The sequence below is a fragment of the Nocardiopsis coralliicola genome, from assembly GCF_054779695.1.
In genome coordinates, this window is record NZ_BAAGXT010000010.1 from 85,215 (window position 1) to 105,080 (window position 19,866).

17 protein-coding genes, 1 pseudogene and 1 CRISPR repeat array are annotated in these 19,866 nt (G+C 71.9%); of the genes and pseudogenes, 11 read left to right on the forward strand and 7 right to left on the reverse strand.

Annotated features, from left to right (window positions below; all coding sequences use genetic code 11):
• Positions 1 to 32: 32 nt before the first annotated feature.
• Genes ACYVGT_RS10130 through ACYVGT_RS10140 form a run of 3 tightly spaced genes read left to right on the forward strand, consistent with a single transcriptional unit; the run spans position 33 to position 3,822 of the window.
• The gene (locus ACYVGT_RS10130) at positions 33 to 1,274 is read left to right on the forward strand and encodes a sugar ABC transporter substrate-binding protein (RefSeq protein ID WP_460856360.1); all 1,242 of its coding nucleotides are present in this window, start codon (positions 33 to 35) and stop codon (positions 1,272 to 1,274) included.
• A 2-nt stretch (positions 1,275 to 1,276) separates the two neighbouring features.
• Positions 1,277 to 2,890, forward strand: a complete 1,614-nt coding sequence (locus ACYVGT_RS10135; protein ID WP_460856363.1) for an ABC transporter permease subunit — start codon at positions 1,277 to 1,279, stop codon at positions 2,888 to 2,890.
• Entirely contained in the window at positions 2,887 to 3,822 is a 936-nt protein-coding gene (locus ACYVGT_RS10140; RefSeq protein WP_460856365.1) for a sugar ABC transporter permease, read from the forward strand. Before ACYVGT_RS10135 ends, ACYVGT_RS10140 begins: the two co-directional genes overlap by 4 nt.
• 92 nt (positions 3,823 to 3,914) lie before the next feature.
• On the opposite strand, the gene lepA is transcribed toward ACYVGT_RS10140, so the two are convergent.
• Complete coding sequence (gene lepA / locus ACYVGT_RS10145; protein ID WP_460856368.1) at positions 3,915 to 5,759, reverse strand: translation elongation factor 4; 1,845 nt, start codon at positions 5,757 to 5,759, stop codon at positions 3,915 to 3,917.
• A 180-nt stretch (positions 5,760 to 5,939) separates the two neighbouring features.
• Between lepA and ACYVGT_RS10150 the strand changes: the two genes are divergently transcribed.
• Positions 5,940 to 6,941, forward strand: a complete 1,002-nt coding sequence (locus tag ACYVGT_RS10150; protein WP_460856371.1) for a hypothetical protein — start codon at positions 5,940 to 5,942, stop codon at positions 6,939 to 6,941.
• Positions 6,942 to 7,203: 262 nt separating this feature from the next.
• Positions 7,204 to 7,470 (forward strand): 30S ribosomal protein S20, encoded by a 267-nt coding sequence (gene rpsT, locus ACYVGT_RS10155; RefSeq protein ID WP_460856374.1) that lies wholly within the window; start codon positions 7,204 to 7,206, stop codon positions 7,468 to 7,470.
• Positions 7,471 to 7,573: 103 nt separating this feature from the next.
• On the opposite strand, the pseudogene ACYVGT_RS10160 reads toward rpsT, so the two are convergent.
• A pseudogene (locus ACYVGT_RS10160) lies at positions 7,574 to 8,217 on the reverse strand (class I SAM-dependent methyltransferase).
• Between the two features lie 238 nt (positions 8,218 to 8,455).
• On the opposite strand from ACYVGT_RS10160, the gene ACYVGT_RS10165 reads away from it, so the two are divergent.
• On the forward strand, positions 8,456 to 9,457 hold the full coding sequence (locus ACYVGT_RS10165; RefSeq protein WP_460856376.1) for a hypothetical protein: 1,002 nt from the start codon (positions 8,456 to 8,458) through the stop codon (positions 9,455 to 9,457).
• Between the two features lie 236 nt (positions 9,458 to 9,693).
• On the opposite strand, the gene ACYVGT_RS10170 is transcribed toward ACYVGT_RS10165, so the two are convergent.
• A complete protein-coding gene (locus tag ACYVGT_RS10170; RefSeq protein ID WP_460856378.1) occupies positions 9,694 to 10,038 on the reverse strand; it encodes a VOC family protein in 345 nt (114 codons plus the stop codon).
• A gap of 144 nt (positions 10,039 to 10,182) precedes the next feature.
• A CRISPR array of direct repeats spans positions 10,183 to 10,760; the repeat unit is 29 nt; unit sequence GGGACCATCCCCGCGCGTGCGGGGAGCAC.
• Positions 10,761 to 11,198: 438 nt separating this feature from the next.
• Here ACYVGT_RS10170 and ACYVGT_RS10175 point away from each other — a divergent pair.
• Together ACYVGT_RS10175 and ACYVGT_RS10180 are read left to right on the forward strand one after the other, a co-directional pair.
• Positions 11,199 to 12,182 (forward strand): helix-hairpin-helix domain-containing protein, encoded by a 984-nt coding sequence (locus ACYVGT_RS10175; protein ID WP_460856380.1) that lies wholly within the window; start codon positions 11,199 to 11,201, stop codon positions 12,180 to 12,182.
• A 33-nt stretch (positions 12,183 to 12,215) separates the two neighbouring features.
• Entirely contained in the window at positions 12,216 to 14,591 is a 2,376-nt protein-coding gene (locus ACYVGT_RS10180) for a ComEC/Rec2 family competence protein (protein ID WP_460856382.1), read from the forward strand.
• A gap of 39 nt (positions 14,592 to 14,630) precedes the next feature.
• Here ACYVGT_RS10180 and ACYVGT_RS10185 read toward each other — a convergent pair whose 3' ends face one another.
• Positions 14,631 to 15,503 carry an oxidoreductase gene (locus ACYVGT_RS10185; protein ID WP_460856385.1) on the reverse strand — a complete coding sequence of 291 codons (873 nt, stop codon included), beginning with the start codon at positions 15,501 to 15,503 and terminating at the stop codon, positions 14,631 to 14,633.
• Between the two features lie 129 nt (positions 15,504 to 15,632).
• On the opposite strand from ACYVGT_RS10185, the gene ACYVGT_RS10190 reads away from it, so the two are divergent.
• Positions 15,633 to 16,064, forward strand: coding sequence for a winged helix-turn-helix transcriptional regulator (locus ACYVGT_RS10190; RefSeq protein ID WP_460856388.1), 432 nt, complete (start codon positions 15,633 to 15,635; stop codon positions 16,062 to 16,064).
• Between the two features lie 202 nt (positions 16,065 to 16,266).
• Positions 16,267 to 17,238 carry a DNA polymerase III subunit delta gene (holA, locus tag ACYVGT_RS10195; protein ID WP_460856391.1) on the forward strand — a complete coding sequence of 324 codons (972 nt, stop codon included), beginning with the start codon at positions 16,267 to 16,269 and terminating at the stop codon, positions 17,236 to 17,238.
• 21 nt (positions 17,239 to 17,259) lie between these two features.
• On the opposite strand, the gene ACYVGT_RS10200 is transcribed toward holA, so the two are convergent.
• From ACYVGT_RS10200 to ACYVGT_RS10210, 3 genes are all read right to left on the reverse strand, one after another.
• Positions 17,260 to 17,490, reverse strand: a complete 231-nt coding sequence (locus tag ACYVGT_RS10200) for a tautomerase family protein (protein ID WP_460856393.1) — start codon at positions 17,488 to 17,490, stop codon at positions 17,260 to 17,262.
• 646 nt (positions 17,491 to 18,136) lie between these two features.
• Positions 18,137 to 18,325, reverse strand: coding sequence for a DUF397 domain-containing protein (locus ACYVGT_RS10205; RefSeq protein WP_460856395.1), 189 nt, complete (start codon positions 18,323 to 18,325; stop codon positions 18,137 to 18,139).
• A complete protein-coding gene (locus tag ACYVGT_RS10210; RefSeq protein WP_460856397.1) occupies positions 18,322 to 19,134 on the reverse strand; it encodes a helix-turn-helix domain-containing protein in 813 nt (270 codons plus the stop codon). The genes ACYVGT_RS10205 and ACYVGT_RS10210 overlap by 4 nt, the downstream gene beginning before the upstream one ends.
• A gap of 223 nt (positions 19,135 to 19,357) precedes the next feature.
• Here ACYVGT_RS10210 and ACYVGT_RS10215 point away from each other — a divergent pair, with 223 nt between their 5' ends.
• Positions 19,358 to 19,801: an ATP-binding protein gene (locus ACYVGT_RS10215; RefSeq protein ID WP_460856399.1), complete on the forward strand. Its 444-nt coding sequence runs from the start codon at positions 19,358 to 19,360 to the stop codon at positions 19,799 to 19,801.
• The last annotated feature ends 65 nt before the right edge of the window (positions 19,802 to 19,866 follow it).

The following is a 19,866-nucleotide window of genomic DNA, read 5'->3' on the forward strand; positions in this document are numbered from 1 at the left end:
CACCCCCCGAAAGGCCCCCGGAAGGAACCACCATGAGATCCCGAAGCGCGCGGGCGGCCGCCGGCTTCGCCGCGCTCGCCCTGACGGCAACCGCCTGCGGCGGAGGCAGCGGGGACGGCGACGGCAGCGCCGCAGGCACCCTCGTCATCTGGTCCGACCCCGAGCGCGCCGACGCCATCCAGAGCGCGGCCGCCGAGTTCTCCGAGGCCAACGGCATCGAAGTCGACGTCCAGAACGTCTCCTTCGACGACATCCAGGGCGACGTGGTCAACGCCCACCAGGCCGGCAACGCCCCCGACGTCTTCATCGGCGCCCACGACTGGACCGGCAACCTGCTGCGCAACGGCACCGTCCAGCCGATCGAGCTGCCCGCCGACCGCGCCGGCACGCTGGACGAGCGGGCCGTGGCCGCGATGACCCTGGAGGACCAGCTCCTGGGCGTGCCCTACGCGCAGGAGAACATCTTCCTGATGCGCAACACCGAGCTCGCTCCGGACGCCCCGGAGACCTTCGAGGACCTGGTCGAGGCGGGCAGCGAGCTCACCGACTCCGGGGAAGCCGAGGAGGTCCTGGCGATGGCGGTCGGCCAGGAGGGCGACCCCTACCGGATGAACGCCCTGATGTCCTCGGCCGGCGGATACCTCTTCGGCGAGGACGCCGAGGGCAACCCCGACCCCTCCGACCTCGGCATCGGCTCCGACGCGACCATCGAGGCGATGGAGAAGGTCGCCGAGTACGGCGAGGAGGGCGAGGGGGTGCTGCGCCGCTCCATCACCCTGGAGAACCAGGACGCGCTGTTCTTCGACGGCAAGGCGCCGTTCTTCGTGGCCGGCCCGTGGAGCATCGCCGACGCCGCCGAATCCGGCATCGACTACGAGATCAGCGCCCTCCCCGGCTTCGCCGGCATGGACCCGGCCACCCCCTACATCGGCTACCAGTCCTTCTTCGTGACCGAGGGCAGCGCCAACAGCGCCCTAGCCGAGGAGTTCGTGGTCAACTACGTCACCGACTCCGAGTTCATCCTGGCGCTGTACGAGGCCGACCCGCGCACCCCGGTGCAGTCCGAGGCGCTGGAGAGCGTCTCCGCCGACGACCCCGACGTGTCCACCATGGCCGAGACCGGCGCGGACGGCGTCCCGATGCCGAGCATCCCGGAGATGGGCGAGACGTGGGAGCCCCTGGGTGTCGCCCAGGCCCAGATCATCGGCGGCGCCGACCCGCGCGAGGCCCTGGAGACCGCGCACGACACGGTCACCGAGCGGATCGGCGAGTAGCGGTGGCGGCTCACCGCCCCGGCCCCGCGGACAGCCCCATCCCGGGGGCATCCGCGGACCGCCGCCCCGCGCACCCGCTGGCCGGCGCCTCCCTTGCCGGGCAGGCCGTGAAGATCCTCCTGCTGGGCCTGTTCACCGCCCTCGGCGTGTGGGCCGCCCTGCCGCTGTACCTGGCGGGCGCGTGGTGGGGGCTCGGCCTGGTCGCCGCAGTGGTGGCGCTGGTCTACCGGGTCTACTTCAGCAGGCGCGCCGTCCCGGCCAAGTACCTGGTCCCCGGGGTGCTGTTCCTGATGGCCTTCCAGATCTTCCCGGTGCTCTACACGATGAGCACCTCGGTCACCAATATGAGCGACGGGCACCGGGGGTCGAAGGAGCAGGCGATCGCGTCCATCGAGGCGTTCTCGGTGACCCAGGACGCCGACTCGGAGGAGTTCGCCCTCACCGTCGCCACCAGCGGGGACCCGGAGAACGGCGACCTCGTCTTCCTCCTCGCCGACGACCGGGGCAACGCCTTCGCGGGCACCGGGGAAGGGCTGAGCGACCTGGCCGGCGCCCAGGTGGAGGAATCCGGCCGGATCACCGGCGCCCTCGGCTACACCGTCCTCTCCCCCGCCGAGGTGAACGCGCGCAGCGGCGAGCTGCAGGAGTTCGCCGTGCCGACCGGCGACGGGGCCGGCATCCGCTCCAGCGGCCTGTCCAGCGCGTTCGAGGGCAGTGCCGTCCGCGTCTACGACGAGGCGTGCGACTGCGTCGAGGACACCGCGACCGGCACCGTCTACCGCGCCGACAACGAGCGCGGCGCGTTCGTCAGCGAGGACGGGCAGAGCCTGCCCCAGGGCTGGCAGGTCGGGGTGGGGCTGGACAACTTCCTCCGGTTCCTTGCCAGCGGATCGTTCGCGTCCTCGTTCTTCTCCACCCTGGTGTGGAACATCGCGTTCGCCGCGGTGGTCACCTTCCTGGTGTTCGCGGTGGGCCTGGCCGTGGCGCTGGCCCTGCACGTGCCCGCGATGCGCGGCAAGGCGGTCTACCGGATCCTGGTCGTCCTGCCCTACGCGATGAGCTCGCTGGCCATGTACCTGCTCTGGCGGGACATGTTCAACGCCGACTTCGGCCTGTTCAACCGGATGCTCGGACTGCAGGTCGACTGGCTGGGGGATGCGTGGGCGGCCCGGTTCGCGGTCGTCCTCGCCAACGTGTGGCTGGGCTACCCGTACATGTTCCTGGTCGCCACCGGAGCGCTGCAGGCCATCCCCCGGGAGCTGGGCCAGGCGGCGCAGCTCGACGGGGCCGGCCCGTGGCAGGCGTTCCGGCACGTCACCCTGCCGCTGCTGATGGTGGCGATGGCACCGATCCTCATCGCCACGTTCGCGTTCAACTTCAACAACTTCAACGCGGTGTGGCTGATCACCCGGGGCGGCCCGTTCAGCTCGGAGGGCACCGCCGCGGGCGGTGCCACCGACCTGCTCATCACCTACACCTACCGGCTGGCGTTCAGCGAGGCCACCGCGCAGTACGGCTATGCCGCCGCGCTGTCGGTGCTGATCTTCCTGATCGTCTCAGGCATGTCGGTCGCCAGCCTGCGCCGCACCCGGGCCCTGCAGGAGGTGGACCGATGAGCACGACCGACCCCCGCGCCGGCGTCGGAGCAGCGGACCGGCCGGCGCGCGGCGGCGCCGGCTACCAGCGCAGCACCGGCAGGCGCTTCGCGCTGTGGGCCGGCCGCCTGGGCTGGCGCCACGCGGTGATGTGGGTGGTCGCCGGCTTCGCGCTCTTCCCGGTGCTGTTCGTGGTCTCGGCCGCGCTCAACCCGGTGGGCACGCTGAGCAGCTCCCAGCTGTGGCCGACCGGCGCCAGCCTGGCCAGCGCGCGGGAGCTGTTCCGCAGCACCCCGTTCGCCGCCTGGTACGCCAACTCGCTGTTCTTCGCCGTCACCAACGCGGCGGCCACCGTGCTGCTGTCCGCACTGGCGGCCTACGCCTTCAGCCGGATGCGGTTCGCCGGGCGGCGGGTCGGACTGGTTGCGCTCCTGGTGATCCAGATGTTCCCGCAGTTCCTGGCGATCGTGGCGATCTACCTGATGTTCTCCCGGCTCGGCGAGCTCTATCCGGCGATCGGCTTCGACACCCGGTGGGGGCTGCTGCTGGTGTACCTCGGCGGGGCGCTGAGCATCAACACGTGGCTGATGAAGGGCTTCTTCGACACCGTGCCGACCGAGCTGGACGAGTCCGCGCAGATGGACGGCGCGACGCACGCCCAGGTGTTCTTCCGCATCATGCTGCCACTGGTCACCCCGGTGCTGGCGATCGTGGCGCTGCTGGTGTTCATCAACACCATCAACGAGTTCCTGCTGGCCAGCGTGTTCCTGCGGGACACGGACGCCCAGACCCTGGGGCTGGGGCTCTACCAGCTGGTGGATTCCCAGCGCAACGCCAACTTCGGGATGTTCGCGGTGGGCGCGGTGCTGCTCTCCCTGCCGACGGTGGCGGTGTTCTGGTTCCTGCAGCGCTACATCAGCGAGGGGCTGACGTCCGGGGCGGTCAAGGGCTGAGGGGCGGGTACGGCATCGGGGCGCTCCCGCGCGGCGGGAGCGCCCCGATCTGCGGCGGCCCGGGCGGTGCCCGGTGCGCGGCGCGCGGTGCCCTACTTCTTCTTGTTCGCGTCGTCCTTGGGCTCGGCGCCGGTGGACAGGGCGGAGATGAACGCCTCCTGCGGCACCTCGACCCGGCCGACCATCTTCATCCGCTTCTTGCCCTCCTTCTGCTTCTCCAGCAGCTTGCGCTTGCGGCTGATGTCGCCGCCGTAGCACTTGGAGAGCACGTCCTTGCGGATGGCGCGGATGTTCTCGCGGGCGATGACCCGGGCGCCGATGGCGGCCTGGATCGGCACCTCGTACTGCTGCCGCGGGATGAGGTCGCGCAGCTTCTTGGTCATCTCCGTGCCGTAGGCGTAGGAGTGGTCCTTGTGCACGATGGCGGAGAAGGCGTCGACGGCCTCGCCCTGCAGCAGGATGTCGACCTTGACCAGGTCGGATGCCTGCTGACCGGTGGGCTCGTAGTCGAGTGAGGCGTAGCCCTTGGTGCGCGACTTCAGCTGGTCGAAGAAGTCGAACACGATCTCGGCGAGCGGGAGCGTGTAGCGCATCTCCACCCGGTCCTCGGACAGGTAGTCCATGCCGAGCAGGTTGCCGCGGCGGGACTGGCAGAGCTCCATGATCGGCCCCACGAAGTCCGCCGGGGAGAGCAGCGTGGCCTTGACCATCGGCTCGTAGACCTTGTCGATCTTGCCCTCGGGGAACTCGCTGGGGTTGGTCACCTCGTGCTCGGTGCCGTCCTCCATCTCCACCTGGTAGATGACGTTGGGCGCGGTGGAGATGAGGGCGAGGTCGAACTCGCGCTCCAGCCGGGCGCGGGTGATCTCCAGGTGGAGCAGGCCGAGGAAGCCGCACCGGAAGCCGAAGCCGAGCGCGGCCGAGGTCTCCGGCTCGAACACCAGCGCGGCGTCGTTGAGCTGCAACTTCTCCAGGGCGTCCCGGAGCACCGGGTAGTCGGTGCCCTCGATCGGGTAGAGCCCGGAGAACACCATCGGCTTGGGGTCCTCATAGCCCGCGAGCATGTCGGCGGCCCCGCGCACGGCGGTGGTGATGGTGTCGCCGACCCGGGACTGGCGGACGTCCTTCACGCCGGTGATCAGGTAGCCGACCTCGCCGACCCCGAGGCCGGCGACCTTAGTGGGCTCCGGCGAGATGACGCCGATCTCGAGCGCCTCGTGCGAGGCGCCGGAGGACATCATGGTGATGCGCTCGCGGGTGCCAAGGTGGCCGTCGACGACCCGGACATAGGTGACAACGCCGCGGTAGGTGTCGTAGACGGAGTCGAAGATCATCGCGCGGGCGGGCGCGTCCGCGTCGCCCACCGGCGCCGGCACCTGCCGGACCAGCTCGTTGAGCAGCTCCTCCACGCCCTCGCCGGTCTTGGCGCTGACCTTGAGCACGTCGCCCGGGTCGCAGCCGATGATCCCGGCCAGCTCCTCGGCGTACTTCTCCGGCTGGGCGGCGGGCAGGTCGATCTTGTTCAGGACCGGGATGATGGCGAGGTCGTTCTCCAGCGCCATGTAGAGGTTGGCCAGCGTCTGCGCCTCGATGCCCTGCGCGGCGTCGACCAGCAGCACGGCGCCCTCGCAAGCGGCCAGGGAGCGGGAGACCTCGTAGGAGAAGTCGACGTGGCCGGGGGTGTCGATCAGGTTGAGGACGTATTCGGCGTCGTCCAGCGCGGTGAACGGCAGCCGCACGGCCTGCGACTTGATGGTGATGCCGCGCTCGCGCTCGATGTCCATCCGGTCGAGGTACTGGGCCCGCATCTGGCGGTCCTCGACGATGCCGGACAACTGGAGCATGCGGTCGGCCAGCGTCGACTTGCCATGGTCGATGTGCGCGATGATGCAGAAATTGCGGATCAGCGCAGGATCGGTCCGATTCGGCTGTGCCACCGTGCTCCGTTCACGTTCTCGTCAGGGCTGCGCGACCCCAGGGCATGCGGCAGACTGCATGCGGCACGACGGCCGGGTGCGCGGGTACCGCCCCTATGGTCCCATGTCCTCCGACACCGGGTGCCCGCACGGAGGCGGCCGGTCTCAGGCTATGCCACCCCAACGGAACGGGAGACACCGGTGAAGTGGCTGCTGACGCGCCTGCTCGCCGCCCTCGCGGCGGTCCTCCTGGTGATTGTCGCTGCGGGCGCGCTGCTCAGCGCGCGGTTCAGCGGCGACCCGGCCGGCTGGGCGGCCTCGCAGGGGGAGAACGCGGCCTGGCTGGACGGGCGCTGGCTGACCGGGAAGGCCGATGCGGCGGACCGGAAGCAGCTGGCCGCGCGGGTGGCGCAGGGCGGGATCACCGAGCTCTACGTCGCCGTGGGCGCCATCAAGGCGGACGGCACCGTGGCCGCCGACCCGGCGTCGGATGCGGCCGAGGCGTTTCTGGCCTGGGCCGATGAGGAGCTGCCCGGCGTCGCGCTGCTCGGCACGCTGCGGCACCGCGCCGACGGGTCGTCGCTGGTGCAGGACCGGTTCAGCGAGGACGCGCGCGCCGAGCTCACCGCGGCGGCCGGCGGGGTGGCCGCGGCCGGGTTCGACGGAGTGCACCTGGACATCAGCCCGGTCTCGGTGAACGACCCGTCGATGGGCGCGCTGCTGGAGCAGGTGCGCGACGAGCTCGGCGAGGATGCGCTGCTGTCGGTGCAGACGCTGCCGGTGGAGCTGATCCCGGGCCTGCGCGCGCCGTTCTTCGCGATCGACCGGGGCGAGCGGTACTGGTCGAAGGGGTTCGTGCGCACGGTGGCCGAGCGCGCCGACATCATCGTGGTGCCCGGGCACAACGCGCGCATGCCCACCGACTCGATGTACGGCGGTTACATGGTGCGCCAGGTGGAGGAGACGGCCGCCGCCCTGGAGCGCGAGGAGGCCGCGGGCACCAAGGTGCGGTTCGGGGTGCCGGCCCGGGGCGGCGAGGACGCCGGGACGGAGACGGCGGCGACCGCGGTCGAGGGCATCCGGATCGGCCTGACCCGGGCCGGGCTGCGCGAGGACTACGGCGCAGCGGTCCTCGGCATCGACTCCGCGCCCGAGGGCGAGTGGAACGCCTACATCGACGGCTGGGTGGCGCCGGCCGGCTGAGCGGCGCCGGCGGCTGCCGCGTCTGGCCCGGCAGCCGGCCCTCCCTGCCCCCGTGCGGTGGTCCGACGCGGACCGGTGTCCGGATCAGTTGCCGGGAGGATGCATAATGGAAGCCCGTGTCTCGGGCGTTCCACGTTCGATTGAGCCCTTTCGGACTTGTTCATCCGGTGGCGACCGCCGCCGGCCCCGCGGATCGGCTGCCCGCGGAGCAGGCCGCGCGACACGACCACCGCACCCGAAATTTCCTGGAGAACGTTCTCGCATGGCCAACATCAAGCAGCAGAAGAAGCGCATCCGCCAGGCCGAGAAGGCCCGTATGCGCAACAAGTCGGTGAAGTCGTCGCTGAAGACCGCGATCCGCCGGTTCCGCGAGGCCGCCGACGCCGGTGACGCCGCCAAGGCCACCGAGCTGCAGCGCTCCGCCGCCCGCCAGCTGGACAAGGCCGCTGGCAAGGGCATCATCCACAAGAACCAGGCGGCCAACCGCAAGAGCGCCATCGCCAAGCGCCTCGACGGCATCTCCGGCTGACGCGCCCCGGCGTTTCCTGAATCGCCCGAAGGGCCGCCCCGCACCGGAGTGCGGGGCGGCCCTTCGGCGTTTCCGGGTCTTCTGGCGGACCCGGTGGCTGGGCTCAGCCTTCCGCGGGCGACTCGGCCGCGAAGAAGAGGAACCCGATACCGGCCGGCAGGATCCGGTAGTCCTCGGGAAAGAGCTCGCGGGCGGCCGGGTCGGGCTGCGGCTCGCTGAGTGCGGTGATGCGGAATCCCGCTGCGGTGAAGGCGCCGGGCATCGCGTGCAGCGGCCGGCGCCGGAACGTCAGGGCGATGGTCGGGCCGCTGTACGTGAACTCGTCGGTGTAGCTGGCGGTCGCCGAATAGTCGGGGCGCGGATCCCGGAGGGCGAAGTCGGCGAAGGGATGCTGGACCGACGCGATGAGCCGCCCGCCTGGGCGGAGCACGCGCCGCATCTCGGACAGTGGCGCCCCCAGTCCTCCAGGTAGTGGAGGACGAGGGAGGCGACGGCACCGTCGAACGCGTGGTCGGCGAAGGGAAGCGGGTCGGCCAGGTCGGCCACGTGCAGGTCTGCGTCGTCGCCGAGCCGCCGGCGGGCCGGCGCCAGCATGGCGGCGCTGGCGTCGATGCCGGTCACCTCAGCACCGCGGTCGCGCAGTGCCGCGGTCAGCGGACCGGCGCCGCAGCCCGCGTCGAGGATGCGGCGGCCTGCCACGTCGCCGGCGAGCGCGAGCCTCGCGGGGCGCTCGTCGTAGGCGTTCATGAGGCTGTGCTCGTTGTCCGCCGCGTACGCCTCGGCGCAACCGCCGTAGTGGGGTGGGTCGGGGTCCGGCAGCGCGCTCCGTCTGCGCCAGCCTGGGGGTGCCCGCGAACGGTGCTGGGGCGTCTGTGGACGGCGGGGGTCCACAGCGCCCGGAACCACCGCAGATCTGCCGGTTCCGGCCGGGTCAGACGGCCGGCCGCGGCGGTTCTGCGCCGGCCGGCTGGACTAGCGTGGAGGTATGGACGGGGTCGACTATGCGGAGCTGCGGCTGGCGCTGTGGGAGGATCCCGCGCAGCGTGCGGAGCTGACCGGCTGGGTCGAGAGCCGGCTGACCGAGCGCGGGCGGGAGCTGCTGCCGGTGCCGCCGCACGTGCGCGTGCGGCCGTGGTCGAGCACGGCCCGGTTCGCCACCTCGCACGGCGACGTCTGGTTCAAGGCCGTCCCGGACAGCGGCTGCGAGGCGGCGCTGGTCGGCGCCCTGCCGTCGTGGGTGCCGGGCCGGGTGCTGCAGCCGCTCGGCGTCGACGCGAAGCGCGGCTGGATCCTGCTGCCGGACGGCGGTCCGACGGTGCTGGAGCACTTGGACGGGCGCGGGACCGGCTCGGCGGCGGCGTGGGAGTCGGTCGTGGCCGCCTACGCGCACCTGCAGCGGTCGCTGGCCGACCGGGTGCGGGACCTGTTCGTCCTCGATGTCCCGGACCTGCGCCCGTCCGCGCTGCCGGCGCGCATCCACGCCCTCCTCGTCAGCCTGGGCGCGGCTGAGCCGGGCCGCGAACTGCCCGAGCTGACGGCGTTCCGGCCCGAGCTGGAGCGCCTCGCCGGCGTGCTGGCCGACTCGGGCGTTCCGGAGTCACTGGACCACACCGATCTCAACCTGGGCAACGTCGTCGTCCGCGCGGGCGGCTACCGCTTCATCGACTGGGGCGACGCCGCCGTCACCCACCCCTTCGCCGGCCTTGCCGCCCCGTTGGAGCGGCTCGCCGCCGGCGGCCCGCCCGACCCCGCTGCTCTCGGCCGCCTGCGCGACGCCTACCTGGAACCGTGGTCGGACCTGGCGCCCTTGGCGGCGCTGCGCGCCGCGGTCCCGGCCGCCGTGCGGCTGGCCGCCGTCTCCCGCGCCCTCAGCTGGACCCGTGTCTTCCCCGAGCTCGCGCCGTCCCTCGCCCGGGCGGTCCATACGCGCGTGCAAGCCTCCCTGCAGCGCCTGACCACGGACCCGCTGGGCTCCCTCCTGGCCTGAGCACGGTCCCCCTCCGGCCCCTGCGTCCGATCAGGGGTTCCGTGGGAGACGGCTGAGGCACTGCCCGCACCCGGCCGGCACGCCTGCGAGATGGTGGACCACCGGTTCGAGCGGAGCGTCCGAGGGGACGTGTGGCAGCCCTGCCCAAACTGGTGCGGCCTCTCCTGGCGTTGCCGCTCGCCTCTCCCCTGACGATGGAACGGCGTTGGCGGCACCGCCCGCCGACTGCGGACCCCTTACTCGGCGGGGGCCTCGGCGAGCGACAGACTGTTGCCGTCCGGATCCAGCACGGTCACATGGCGGACGCCGTTGCCGTAGGTCTCCACCGGCTCGTGGGCAATGCCGTTCGCGGCAAGCCGCGCCAGAACGGCATCGAGGTCGTCGACGCCGAGCGTGACCACCGCCCCGCCCGCCCGCTCCCGGTGCGCGTCTGAGCCGTCAACGACAAGCCATGCCTTTTCGCTCAGCTGCCAGAGGTATTCGCCGCCGATGTCCTCGTCCGCCGCACGTCCGAACAACACCCGGTACCACTCCAGTGCTGCGGCGCTGTCGCGCACGCACATCACGCTGTACACGTCCATCGGGATCGCTCCTCACAGTCACCCGCGACTATGGACGACGGCACCGACAGCCTTGGCCCGCGCACTGCGCAGCTCTGCGAGCAGCCTCCTGCTCTTCGCCCGCTGGAAGCAGAGCACCGTACGGATCCACCCCCACCGCGAACAGGAACCATCCCCGCGCATGCGGGGAGCACACCAAGCTGGTCGGCATCGGCGACCCCAAGCAGGGACCATCCCCGCGCGTGCGGGGAGCACTGGTGGCGTTGCTGGTCTGGTCAGCCATGGCCGGGACCATCCCCGCGCGTGCGGGGAGCACGCACACCGGGCGGCGCTCACCTACGGCGTTGCGGGACCATCCCCGCGCGTGCGGGGAGCACGCGGCGGGTCGTCGCCGAGCCGCTCCAGCGCGGGGACCATCCCCGCGCGTGCGGGGAGCACCCTCGCGGCTGCGGGAGATGACCACGCGCGTCGGGACCATCCCCGCGCGTGCGGGGAGCACCACCGTCGGGGCAGTGCGCATCGAGCTGCCAGAGGACCATCCCCGCGCGTGCGGGGAGCACCCGGGGACCCGGGGTTCGGGGAGTGGAGCAACGGGACCATCCCCGCGCGTGCGGGGAGCACGAAGACGTCGACGAGTGGCGCGCGACCCGGCGGGGACCATCCCCGCGCGTGCGGGGAGCACGTCGACTGCCTCTCCGTCGTGGACCTGGTCCAGGGACCATCCCCGCGCGTGCGGGGAGCACCCTCGTTCACCTGCATGCTTTACGCGATAAGGCGGAGGATTCTGCAACTTGTGACGGCCGCGCACTCCCTGAGGGTACGCGTCGGGAACCGGTGGCGGGGAATTCAGGACGTGGACTGGCGAACCGGTGCACGGGCGCGGGCCGCGGTTGGGGATGCTGGTTCTCTGGGCGGGAGGCGTGCCGGTTATCCACAGGGCGGCGCCGGCGGGTTGTCCACAGAAGGCGTGAGCGGGGTCCCGCAGTGGGTGGGGCCGGGTCACTATCGCGGTCATGCGCACCAGACCCGCCGGTTCCCCTCCGCCCGACGACGCTCATGCTGTTCAGCGCCTCCGCGCCGCCGGGCTGCGGCACGCTGGCCGCCGGCAGCCCGCTCCACCTGAGCCGCCGCCCGCTCCCCCCGACTCAGCCGACGCCGTCGAGCCGGATATCGCCGGCACCGTGCCGGAACCGCAGTGCGGCGGCTCCGATACCGGTGAGCCCGCGGAGTTCCGGCCCGATGTCGTCACGGCCATTGAGCTGGACGCGGTCCCCGCACCGCCGTACGCGATCGGACCGGGCCGCGGGCGCCACCGGGATCGCACGGCCAGAGCCGCTCCCCCGCCCGCTGCCGAGGCGTTCTCCCCGCCCATTCCGCTCGACGACAACGGGCCGCTGCCCAGCGGATATGTCGAGGCGGAGCGCGTTCCGACCGGGGCTGCCCGGCTCGTCGACCGCCTGCGCTCCCTCGGGCTGGACCGGCCGCGACTGGGGCGGACCGGTCTGGTCGCGGTAGCGCTGGCATGCGTGGCGGCGATTGCCGCTACGGCCTGGTTCTCGGTGCGGGCCCGCCCGTCCGCGGAACCCGTCGGCGCGCCCGCGCCCGCCGGCTCGGCGGTCCCCTCCGAGGCCGCCGCGTCCGCTGCGCCGCCACCGGGGGCCTCCCCTGGCGCGCCGGGGACTCCGGGCAAGGTCACCGTGCACGTCGGCGGCGACGTGGAATCGCCCGGCGTGGTCACGCTGTCTGCGGGGTCGCGCGTTGCCGACGCCGTCGAGGCCGCCGGCGGCGCCACCCCGGGCGCCGACACGGGCGCGCTCAACCTGGCGCGGCCGCTCACCGACGGCGAGCAGATCCTCGTCGGCGAAGACCAGCCAACGCCCGGCGCCGGGGCGCCGGCGGCGCCTCCGGCCGCCGAGGGGGCGCCGGGCGCACCGGCGGCACTGATCGATCTGAACACGGCGACGGCCGAGCAGTTGCAGGAGCTTCCCGGCGTGGGGCCGGTGCTCGCCGAGCGCATCATCGCCTTCCGCACGCAGCACGGCGGCTTCGCCTCCGTCGACCAGCTCCAGGACGTCAGCGGCATCGGCGAGAAGCGCTTCGCCGAGCTGCAGCCTCTGGTCCAGGTCTCCGGGGCGCCGCCGGCGGCGCCCCCGCCCGGCACCTGACCCTCTCGCCACCGCTCCCGGAGGGAGGCCCGCGTGTTCCTGCTCGGGACCGACGCGCCGGACGGCCACCAGCGTGCCGGACGGGTCGGGGACGTGCGGCTGGTTCCGGCCGCGATCGGAGTGTGGGCTTCGGCAGCGGTGTTCCTGGGCGCATCCTCCGGAGCGGCCATGGCGGGTGCGGTGGTGCTCGGGATCGCCGCGCTGGGCGGAGCGGGCGTGCTGGTGCTGGCTCCGCGCTCCCCCGCCGTCCAATCGCTGGTGGCGCTACTGCTCTGCGCCGCCACCGCGGCACTCGCGTGCTCGGGGCGGCTGGCGGCGGTCGAGGAGTCGCCGATCGCCGCGGCCGCGCGCGACGGCGGAAAGGTGCACGGTGTCGCCGAGGTCACCGCGCTGCCCCGCGTCCGGGCATCGACGACGCCCGATGGCAGCGTCCGGTTCTCCGTCGCCGCACAGACGGTGCGGGTCCGCGCCGAGCCGTCCGGCACCTCCGGTGGCCGTGTCCCCGTCGTGCTGCTGGGGGACGGCAGCGCGTGGGGCGAGCTGCTGCCGGGCCAGCAGGTGCACTTCTCCGGCCCGGTCGTGCCCGCCGGCGGGGGCCTCGTGCGGGGCCTCCTCCCGGTGCGCGGGCCGCCGGAGACCGCCGCTCCCCCGCCCGCTGCGCAGGAGCGCGCCGAGCACGTCCGCGCGCGGATCAGAGAGGCATCAGTGGGGCTGCCGCCGCCGGCCGACTCGCTGCTGCCCGCGTTCCTCGCCGGCGACGAGCGCGGTGTGCCCGCCGAAGTCACCAAGGATTTCCGCACCGCCGGGCTGACGCACCTCGTCGTCGTGTCCGGCTCGCACCTAGCCCTGCTGGTCGGTGCCGCGCTGGCGGCCGGGCGCTTCGTCCGCGCCCCTGGGCTGGTCATCGCGCTGGTGGGGGCTGCCCTGATCGGAGCGGTCCTTCTGGTTGCGGGGCCGGGCCCCAGCATCCTGCGCGCCTCCGTCATGTCCGGCCTGGCGCTGCTCGCGTTCGCGCTCGGCCGGGGCCGCAGCGGCATCGCGGGACTGGCCTGCGCGGTCATCCTGCTGGTGTTCGCCGAGCCGGAGCTTGCCCGCGACTACGGGTTCGCGCTCTCGGTGCTGGCCAGCGGCGCGATCCTGCTCGCCGCTCCGGCCTGGTCGGACCGGCTGGCCGGGGTGCTGCCGCGGCTGGTGGCCGACACCGTGGCGGTGGCGGCGGTGACCCATGTGGTGTGCCTGCCCGTGCTGGTGCTGCTGCAGCCCGAGATCGGCTGGGTGCCGGTGGCCGCCAACGCCGCTGCGGCGCCGTTCGTACCGGTTGCGATGATCGGCGGGTTCGCCGCAGCGGTGCTGGCGCTGGTGTGGCCGGCGGCGGCCGCTGTTGCCGCCTGGCCGCCGGGGTTGGCGGTCTGGGCGATCGCCGGCATCGCATCGGTGGCGTCGTCGGTGCCGTTCGGGGCGATCCCGTGGCGCGGCGACGCGGTCGGCGCGGCTGTGCTGGCGGGGCTCATCGTGCTGTTCCTGGTGCTGCGGCGGAGCGGTCGCGCGGTCCTCGCGGCGCTGGCCGCCGCGGTGGCGGCCACGACGTGCGCCGTGCCGTCGTGGCCGCCGCGCGACTGGGCGGTCGCCATGTGCGACGTGGGCCAGGGCGACGCGTTCGCGCTGGCGACGGGGCCCGGGTCGGCGGTCCTCGTGGACACCGGCCGGGACCGGGAGCCCGTGGACCACTGCCTGGCGGGCCTCGGTGTCACCGCCATCCCGCTGCTGGTGCTCACACATGGCGACGCCGACCACGCGGGCGGAACCGAAGGGGTTCTCACCGGGCGGACCGCCGAGCGCGCCCTGGTTCCGGACGGGTTCGATGCCGCCGACGCCGAGCGGGCGCTCGACAGCGGCGGGACCGCCGTGCAGGCCACCGCGGCGGGCGACGTCTGGACCGCCGGCCCGTGGACCCTTCGGGTGCTGTGGCCGCGCCCGTCGCCGCAGGGTGCCACGCCGGAGGACGGCAACGACCGCAGCGTCGTCCTGCACGCCCAGTGGGATCCGGCCGACGGTGACCAAGAGCCCGTCACCGTGCTGCTGACCGGCGACGTCGAGGGGCCGGGCCAGCGCGCGCTGGCCGCCGAACCGCTCACCCGCGGTGTGGACGTCCTCAAAACGCCGCACCACGGCGCCGCCACCCAGGACCCGGCCTTTCTCACCGCCACACGCCCGCGCGCGGTCCTCACCTCGGTCGGAGCCGACAACACCTACGGCCACCCGGTCCCGGAAACGACCGAGGTGCTCGACAGCCTCACCCCGTCGCACTACCGGACCGACCTGCACGGCGACGTCGTGCTCCTCCCCTGCCCGGACGGCCCCTGCATCGCAGCATCCGGCCCGGGAGACCCCGAGCGCGCCGACCGCTAGCACCGCGGAGCCGGCGCAACCGCCCCCTGTCCCGCCTGATCAGCGTCCGATGCCGTCGAGTTCGGCCACATCGTCCGCCGAGAGGGAGAGCCTTGCGCCGGCGATGTTCTCGTGCAGGTGCGCGGACTTCGACGTTCCCGGGATGAGCAGGATGTTGGGGGAACGCTGCACCAGCCACGCCAGCGCCACGGACATAGGGCTGGCCTCCAAGCGCGCGGCAACAGCGGGCAGCGCCGCGGACTGCAACGGGCTGAACCCGCCGAGCGGGAAGAACGGCACGTAGGCGATGCTCTCCGCGGCGAGGCTGTCGATCAGCGCATCGTCAGAGCGGTGCGCAAGGTTGTACATGTTCTGCACGCACACGATCGGCGCCGCGCTTCGCGCCTCGGCGACCTGCTCTGCGGTGACGTTGCTGACTCCGAGGTGGCGGATCAGCCCTTCGCGCTGCAGTTCGGCGAGTGCTTCGAAGGGCTCCCCGATCGAGCCGGGCTGCGGGCCTCCGGCATCTCCCATACGCAGGTTCACCAGGTCGAGGGAGTCGGTGCCCAGGGTCGCGAGCGTCTGGTGCACTTGCGTGCGCACGTCCTCGGGCGTGCGCGCCACGGGCCAACCGCCCTGCGCGTCCCGTACCGCCCCCACCTTGGTGGCGATGAACAGCGACTCCGGATAGGGGGAGAGCGCCTCTCGGATCAGCTCGTTGGTCACCCGCGGCCCGTAGGCGATGCTGGTGTCGATGTGGTTGATCCCCGCGTCGACCGCCTCGCGCAGTACAGCGAGGGCTCCGTCGCGATCGGCCGGCTCGCCCAAGGCCCCGGGGCCGGCGAGCTGCATGGCGCCGTAGCCGAACCGCGCGACGGTCTGGTCTCCCAGGGTCCAGGTGCCGCCGGGCAGGGAGGCTGAAGGTGTGCTCATGGTGCCGCTTTCGTTGATGGTGCCGGTATTGCACGTCCGGACTGCGTGGACCAGTATTGGAGGGGAACTTCCCGTTGGGAAGTAGGCACTTTGGAGTGCGTAACTCTCCTGGAGCGGAAGACACGATCGATGACCACGGAGAAGGCAGCCGGCAGGGCGCGGGCCAAGGACGAGTACAACGCGTTCCTCGCGGCGTGCCCAAGCCGCCAGCTGCTCGACCGGATCTCTGACAAGTGGGTCGTCCTCGTTCTGTGCGCCCTGGGCGGCGACGCCTCACCCGACACCGGCGCGGCCGGGGAGCCGCGTGCGATGCGGTACTCCGAACTCGCCCGTGAGCTGTCCGGGGTCAGCCAGAAGATGCTGACCCAGACGCTCCGCTCGCTGGAGCGCGACGGCCTGCTCACCCGCACTGTGACCCCGACCGTCCCGGTCACCGTCTCCTATGAACTGACCGCCCTCGGGCTCTCCCTCCACCGCATGACCCGGGGGATCAGGTACTGGGCGCAGGACCACATGGACGAGGTGCTGTCCCACCGCGCTGCGCACGACGCGTCCGCCTGAGCCGCCGGAACCCGGGAACGCCGGATTCCAGGAACCCGGCTGGACCGCGGAGCGGGCCGACGCAGCCAAGCGCAGCACGCGGCGGGAGATGGCGGGCCCGGCCGAGGACTGAGCCGCGCGATCGGGACGGGTGCTGCGCGCCTCTCCCGGCCAGGTGCGGGGACGGCATGATCCGGTCGGCGGGGCGTGGCATGCTGCAGGTATGGCATCCACCCCTGTCGCGGCCGTGACCGTTGTCGTGGGCGACGAAGAGCTGCTCGTCGACCGCGCTGTGGCCGGGCTGGTCGCTGCGGTCCGCGCCGATGATCCCGAGGTGGACGTGCACGACCTCGTGCCGTCCCAGTTGAGCGCGGGGAAGCTGGCGGAGGTGGTGTCGCCGTCGCTGTTCGGCGAGCGGCGGGTGGTGGTGCTGCGCTCGTCGCAGGACCTGACGAAAGACATCGCCGGCGAGGTGACGGGCTATCTCACAGACCCGGCCGACGACGTCGCGATGGTCCTGGTGCACGCGGGCGGCGCGAAGGGCAAAGCACTGCTGGACGCGGCGAAGAAGGCGGGCGCGGAGCGGATCGACTGCGCGAAGCCGTCGAAGCCGGCCGAGCGGCTGCGGTTCGTGAAGGACGAGTTCACCCGCGGGAAGCGGCAGATCGCGCCGGACGCAGCGCAGGCGCTGCTGGACGCGGTCGGCACTGACCTGCGGGAGATCGCGGCGGCGTGCACGCAGCTGATGGCGGACGCCGAGGGCCGGATCGACGCCAACACCGTGGCCCGGTACCACTCGGGCAAGGCCGAGGCGTCGGGGTTCACCGTGGCGGACCGCGCGGTGGAGGGGCGGCTGCCGGAGGCGCTGGAGCAGCTGCGGTGGTCGCTTGCGGTGGGAACGGCGCCGGTGCTGATCAACAGCGCGCTGGCGGGCGCGGTGCGCGGTATCGCGGTGGCGGCGCAGCCGCCGCGCGGCGTCCCGGAGGCCGAGTTGGCGAAGCGGGCCAAGGTGCCGCCGTGGAAGCTGAAGACGCTGCGCCAGCAGGCCCGCGGCTGGACGCCGGCCGGAGTCGCCCGCGCCATGCGCACGGTCGCCGAAACCGACGCCCTCATCAAGGGCGCCGGCCGCGACCCGGCCTACGCCCTGGAACGCGCCGTCATCGACATCGCCACCCACCGCGCCGACCGGTCCTGACCCCGGGACGTCTCTGCGCGGTCAGGTGTCGCTGGTGCCGGCCGGTTCCGCTTCGCCGAGCATGGCGAGGGTCAGCACATCGCCGGAGATGCCCCAGCCGCCGTCGGCGACCTCTTCGACCAGAACCATGGCGGTGTTGCGGGCACGCTCACCGTAGATCTCGACGAACAGCTCGGTGGTGCGGGGGACGATCTCCGCCTTCTGCTTCGGGGTGAGGGTCTTCTCGGGGACCTTGAAGTTCGCGAACGGCATGTCTGGTTCTTCCTTCTCTCAGTGGGGCGGTGCGGGGAGCTGCCTGCGGTGGGCGGGAGGTCCGGTCCGATGCGGCGGAAGAAGACGGCGCGGAGACGCCTCCGCTCCGCCTCGGCTGGGGGATCTCTCCGGGGCGCAGAAGAGCGGCTGCTCCTTGGCGACCAGTAGAGCGATGGATCCGGCGGGCTCAGCCAGATCGGCGCCCGCTCGGAGAAGCGGCGCCAGGCGCTTGCCCCGCTCGCTTCTCAGGGGCGGTTGCCGGGGCAGCCGGCCGCGGCGGAGTACCGGGCCGAGGCAGCGGTCCCATCGGGGGACGTGGGGAGAGGCATAGCTGACTCCTGTTGGTGGATGAGACCGGGCCGCGGCCTTGCCGTCGCCCTGCGTCCTCCACGATGGGCCGGTCCCCCGCCCCTAGCCAGGGCTGCGTTTCCCCAGGGGACGGTGCCCCCTGGCTGCGCCGAAAGGGAGCCGCGCAGCGGGGGCGGAGCTGTCCGCCGTCTACTGCACCGAACTGGAACGCGGCAGCGCACAGCGCGGCGTGCAGGGTGACCGGCTCGATCCGCGCCTGGCCGACTTCAGCGGCGACGGCATGCTCACCGAGCACAACGAGTTCGAAGTCCCGCTGGGGCGGCGCGGCGCAGGGTGATCAGTTGCGGGCCGACTTGATGCTGGTGAGGAAGGCGGCCCACTCGGAGCTGGTGAAGGCGAGGTACCCAAGGTCGCGATGCCGAGTGTCGCGGACTGCCACACGCTCAGGACTGTAGCCCGCCTCCACGCAGTTGGCTTCAGCCTTGCTGTAGCTGGCCTTGCGCCAATGAGTGAACCTGCCTGTCATCGGAACTCTCCTTGCAGCGTCTCCAACAGACTCCGCGACTGATCGGGTGGGTGCGCGACAGCGCGCAGGTCCGCCATGAGCTGCGCGTGTTCATCGATTATGTCAGGCTTGATGATCACCCCGCCCGTTTCGCCAGACTCCCGATAGAGAACCAGCCCCACGTCAGGGAGCCGCAGGAGGCGAAAACTCCCATCCACCCCGGGAGCGTTCCATGTGGTGCGAGGGATGACGAGTACCTCAACACGAGGACGATGCGAAGCCTCGATCAGGCTTTTTAGCTGGTCACACATTATTTCAGGTGATCCCAGACGGCGTTGAAGGACGAGTTCGTCCAGTACCGCTATGAGTTGGGGCGGACCATCAGAGTCAAGGATCTCCTGCCGATTCATGCGCTCCTGAACTCTGGCCTCCACCTCGTCGTCAGTGATGAGCCGATTGACGGCTCGGATCATTGCAGACGCATAGGCCCTGGTCTGCAGAAGTCCAGTCACTACAAGCGACTGGTAGTCCATGATCTGCGACGAGCGCCGCTCCATCGCAGGAATCTCGCTGTAAAACTCAGGCGGCTGGTAGCCACCATAGAGGGCTCCCCAAAGATCACGGAGCCGCGATCCCGTCCCGAGCACGGCATCCATCTTTTGGACATGATGCAACTGGGCATCCATGAGTCCGTTTTGCACCTGACTGACTGCCGACTGGGACATGCCGACACGCAATCCCAGCGCAACCTGGGAAACCCCTGCGCTGCGGCGAAGCTTGTACAGCTCTCGACCGAAACGCTTGCGACGTTCACCGTCAGCGATCTCCATGACCCAAGAATATCAATGGATTATTAGCCAGTCATCGGATCTGATCAATCCCACCATGAATCAAGTCGATGAGTGGAGAGATAGCAGCAGGTGATGCCACTCTCGATTATGAGTAGAGGTCGACACTTCATCAGTTCAAGATTCGTGCCGACAAAAAGGGCCTCACTGGCGGTGCGCGCCAATGAGGCCGATCCCCGACCTGAAAAGGACTCAGGTGAGGACCATGCCGAAGACTACCCCTCCCCGGCCGCCCCGGATGCGGCCCTACGCGCGGGTGCACCTGCCCGGCACCCTGGACGCCGCCGCGCGGGCGCGCACCTGGGTGCGGCGCTGCGTGACCGCCTTCTCCGACGGCGACCCCCACCTCGCCGACACCGCCGAACTCGCCGTCTCCGAAGCCGTCACCAACGCCCTCACCCACACCCTCTCCGGCCGCAAGGGCGGCTCCGTCTCCCTGCTCTACATCCCCACCGCCCTGGGTGCCCGCATCGAGGTCCACGACTGCGGCAACCTCCGCGCGACCCACGTCCCCCACCTGCGCGCAGCCGACCCCGACGCCGAACACGGCCGCGGCCTCGGCATCATCGCCGCCGTCGCCCACGAATGGGGCCTGCTCGCCCGCCCCGACACCGGCGTCTGGTTCACCGTCACCCGCCAGTCCGGCTAGGGCGTGTGTGGTGGGTGGCGTTCGTCGCGAGCGGTGTCCTGGTGCACCCATCGCAAGGCCGACGA

What these genes read in the sequence shown, in the direction of transcription:
- ACYVGT_RS10130 (WP_460856360.1), top strand. Translation starts at nt 33, where the DNA reads ATGAGATCCCGAAGCGCGCGGGCGGCCGCCGGCTTCGCCGCGCTCGCC.
- ACYVGT_RS10140 (WP_460856365.1), top strand. Translation starts at nt 2,887, where the DNA reads ATGAGCACGACCGACCCCCGCGCCGGCGTCGGAGCAGCGGACCGGCCG.
- rpsT (WP_460856374.1), top strand. Translation starts at nt 7,204, where the DNA reads ATGGCCAACATCAAGCAGCAGAAGAAGCGCATCCGCCAGGCCGAGAAG.
- ACYVGT_RS10165 (WP_460856376.1), top strand. Translation starts at nt 8,456, where the DNA reads ATGGACGGGGTCGACTATGCGGAGCTGCGGCTGGCGCTGTGGGAGGAT.
- ACYVGT_RS10170 (WP_460856378.1), bottom strand. Translation starts at nt 10,038, where the DNA reads ATGGACGTGTACAGCGTGATGTGCGTGCGCGACAGCGCCGCAGCACTG.
- ACYVGT_RS10185 (WP_460856385.1), bottom strand. Translation starts at nt 15,503, where the DNA reads ATGAGCACACCTTCAGCCTCCCTGCCCGGCGGCACCTGGACCCTGGGA.
- ACYVGT_RS10190 (WP_460856388.1), top strand. Translation starts at nt 15,633, where the DNA reads ATGACCACGGAGAAGGCAGCCGGCAGGGCGCGGGCCAAGGACGAGTAC.
- holA (WP_460856391.1), top strand. Translation starts at nt 16,267, where the DNA reads ATGGCATCCACCCCTGTCGCGGCCGTGACCGTTGTCGTGGGCGACGAA.
- ACYVGT_RS10200 (WP_460856393.1), bottom strand. Translation starts at nt 17,490, where the DNA reads ATGCCGTTCGCGAACTTCAAGGTCCCCGAGAAGACCCTCACCCCGAAG.
- ACYVGT_RS10205 (WP_460856395.1), bottom strand. Translation starts at nt 18,325, where the DNA reads ATGACAGGCAGGTTCACTCATTGGCGCAAGGCCAGCTACAGCAAGGCT.
- ACYVGT_RS10210 (WP_460856397.1), bottom strand. Translation starts at nt 19,134, where the DNA reads ATGGAGATCGCTGACGGTGAACGTCGCAAGCGTTTCGGTCGAGAGCTG.
- ACYVGT_RS10215 (WP_460856399.1), top strand. Translation starts at nt 19,358, where the DNA reads ATGCCGAAGACTACCCCTCCCCGGCCGCCCCGGATGCGGCCCTACGCG.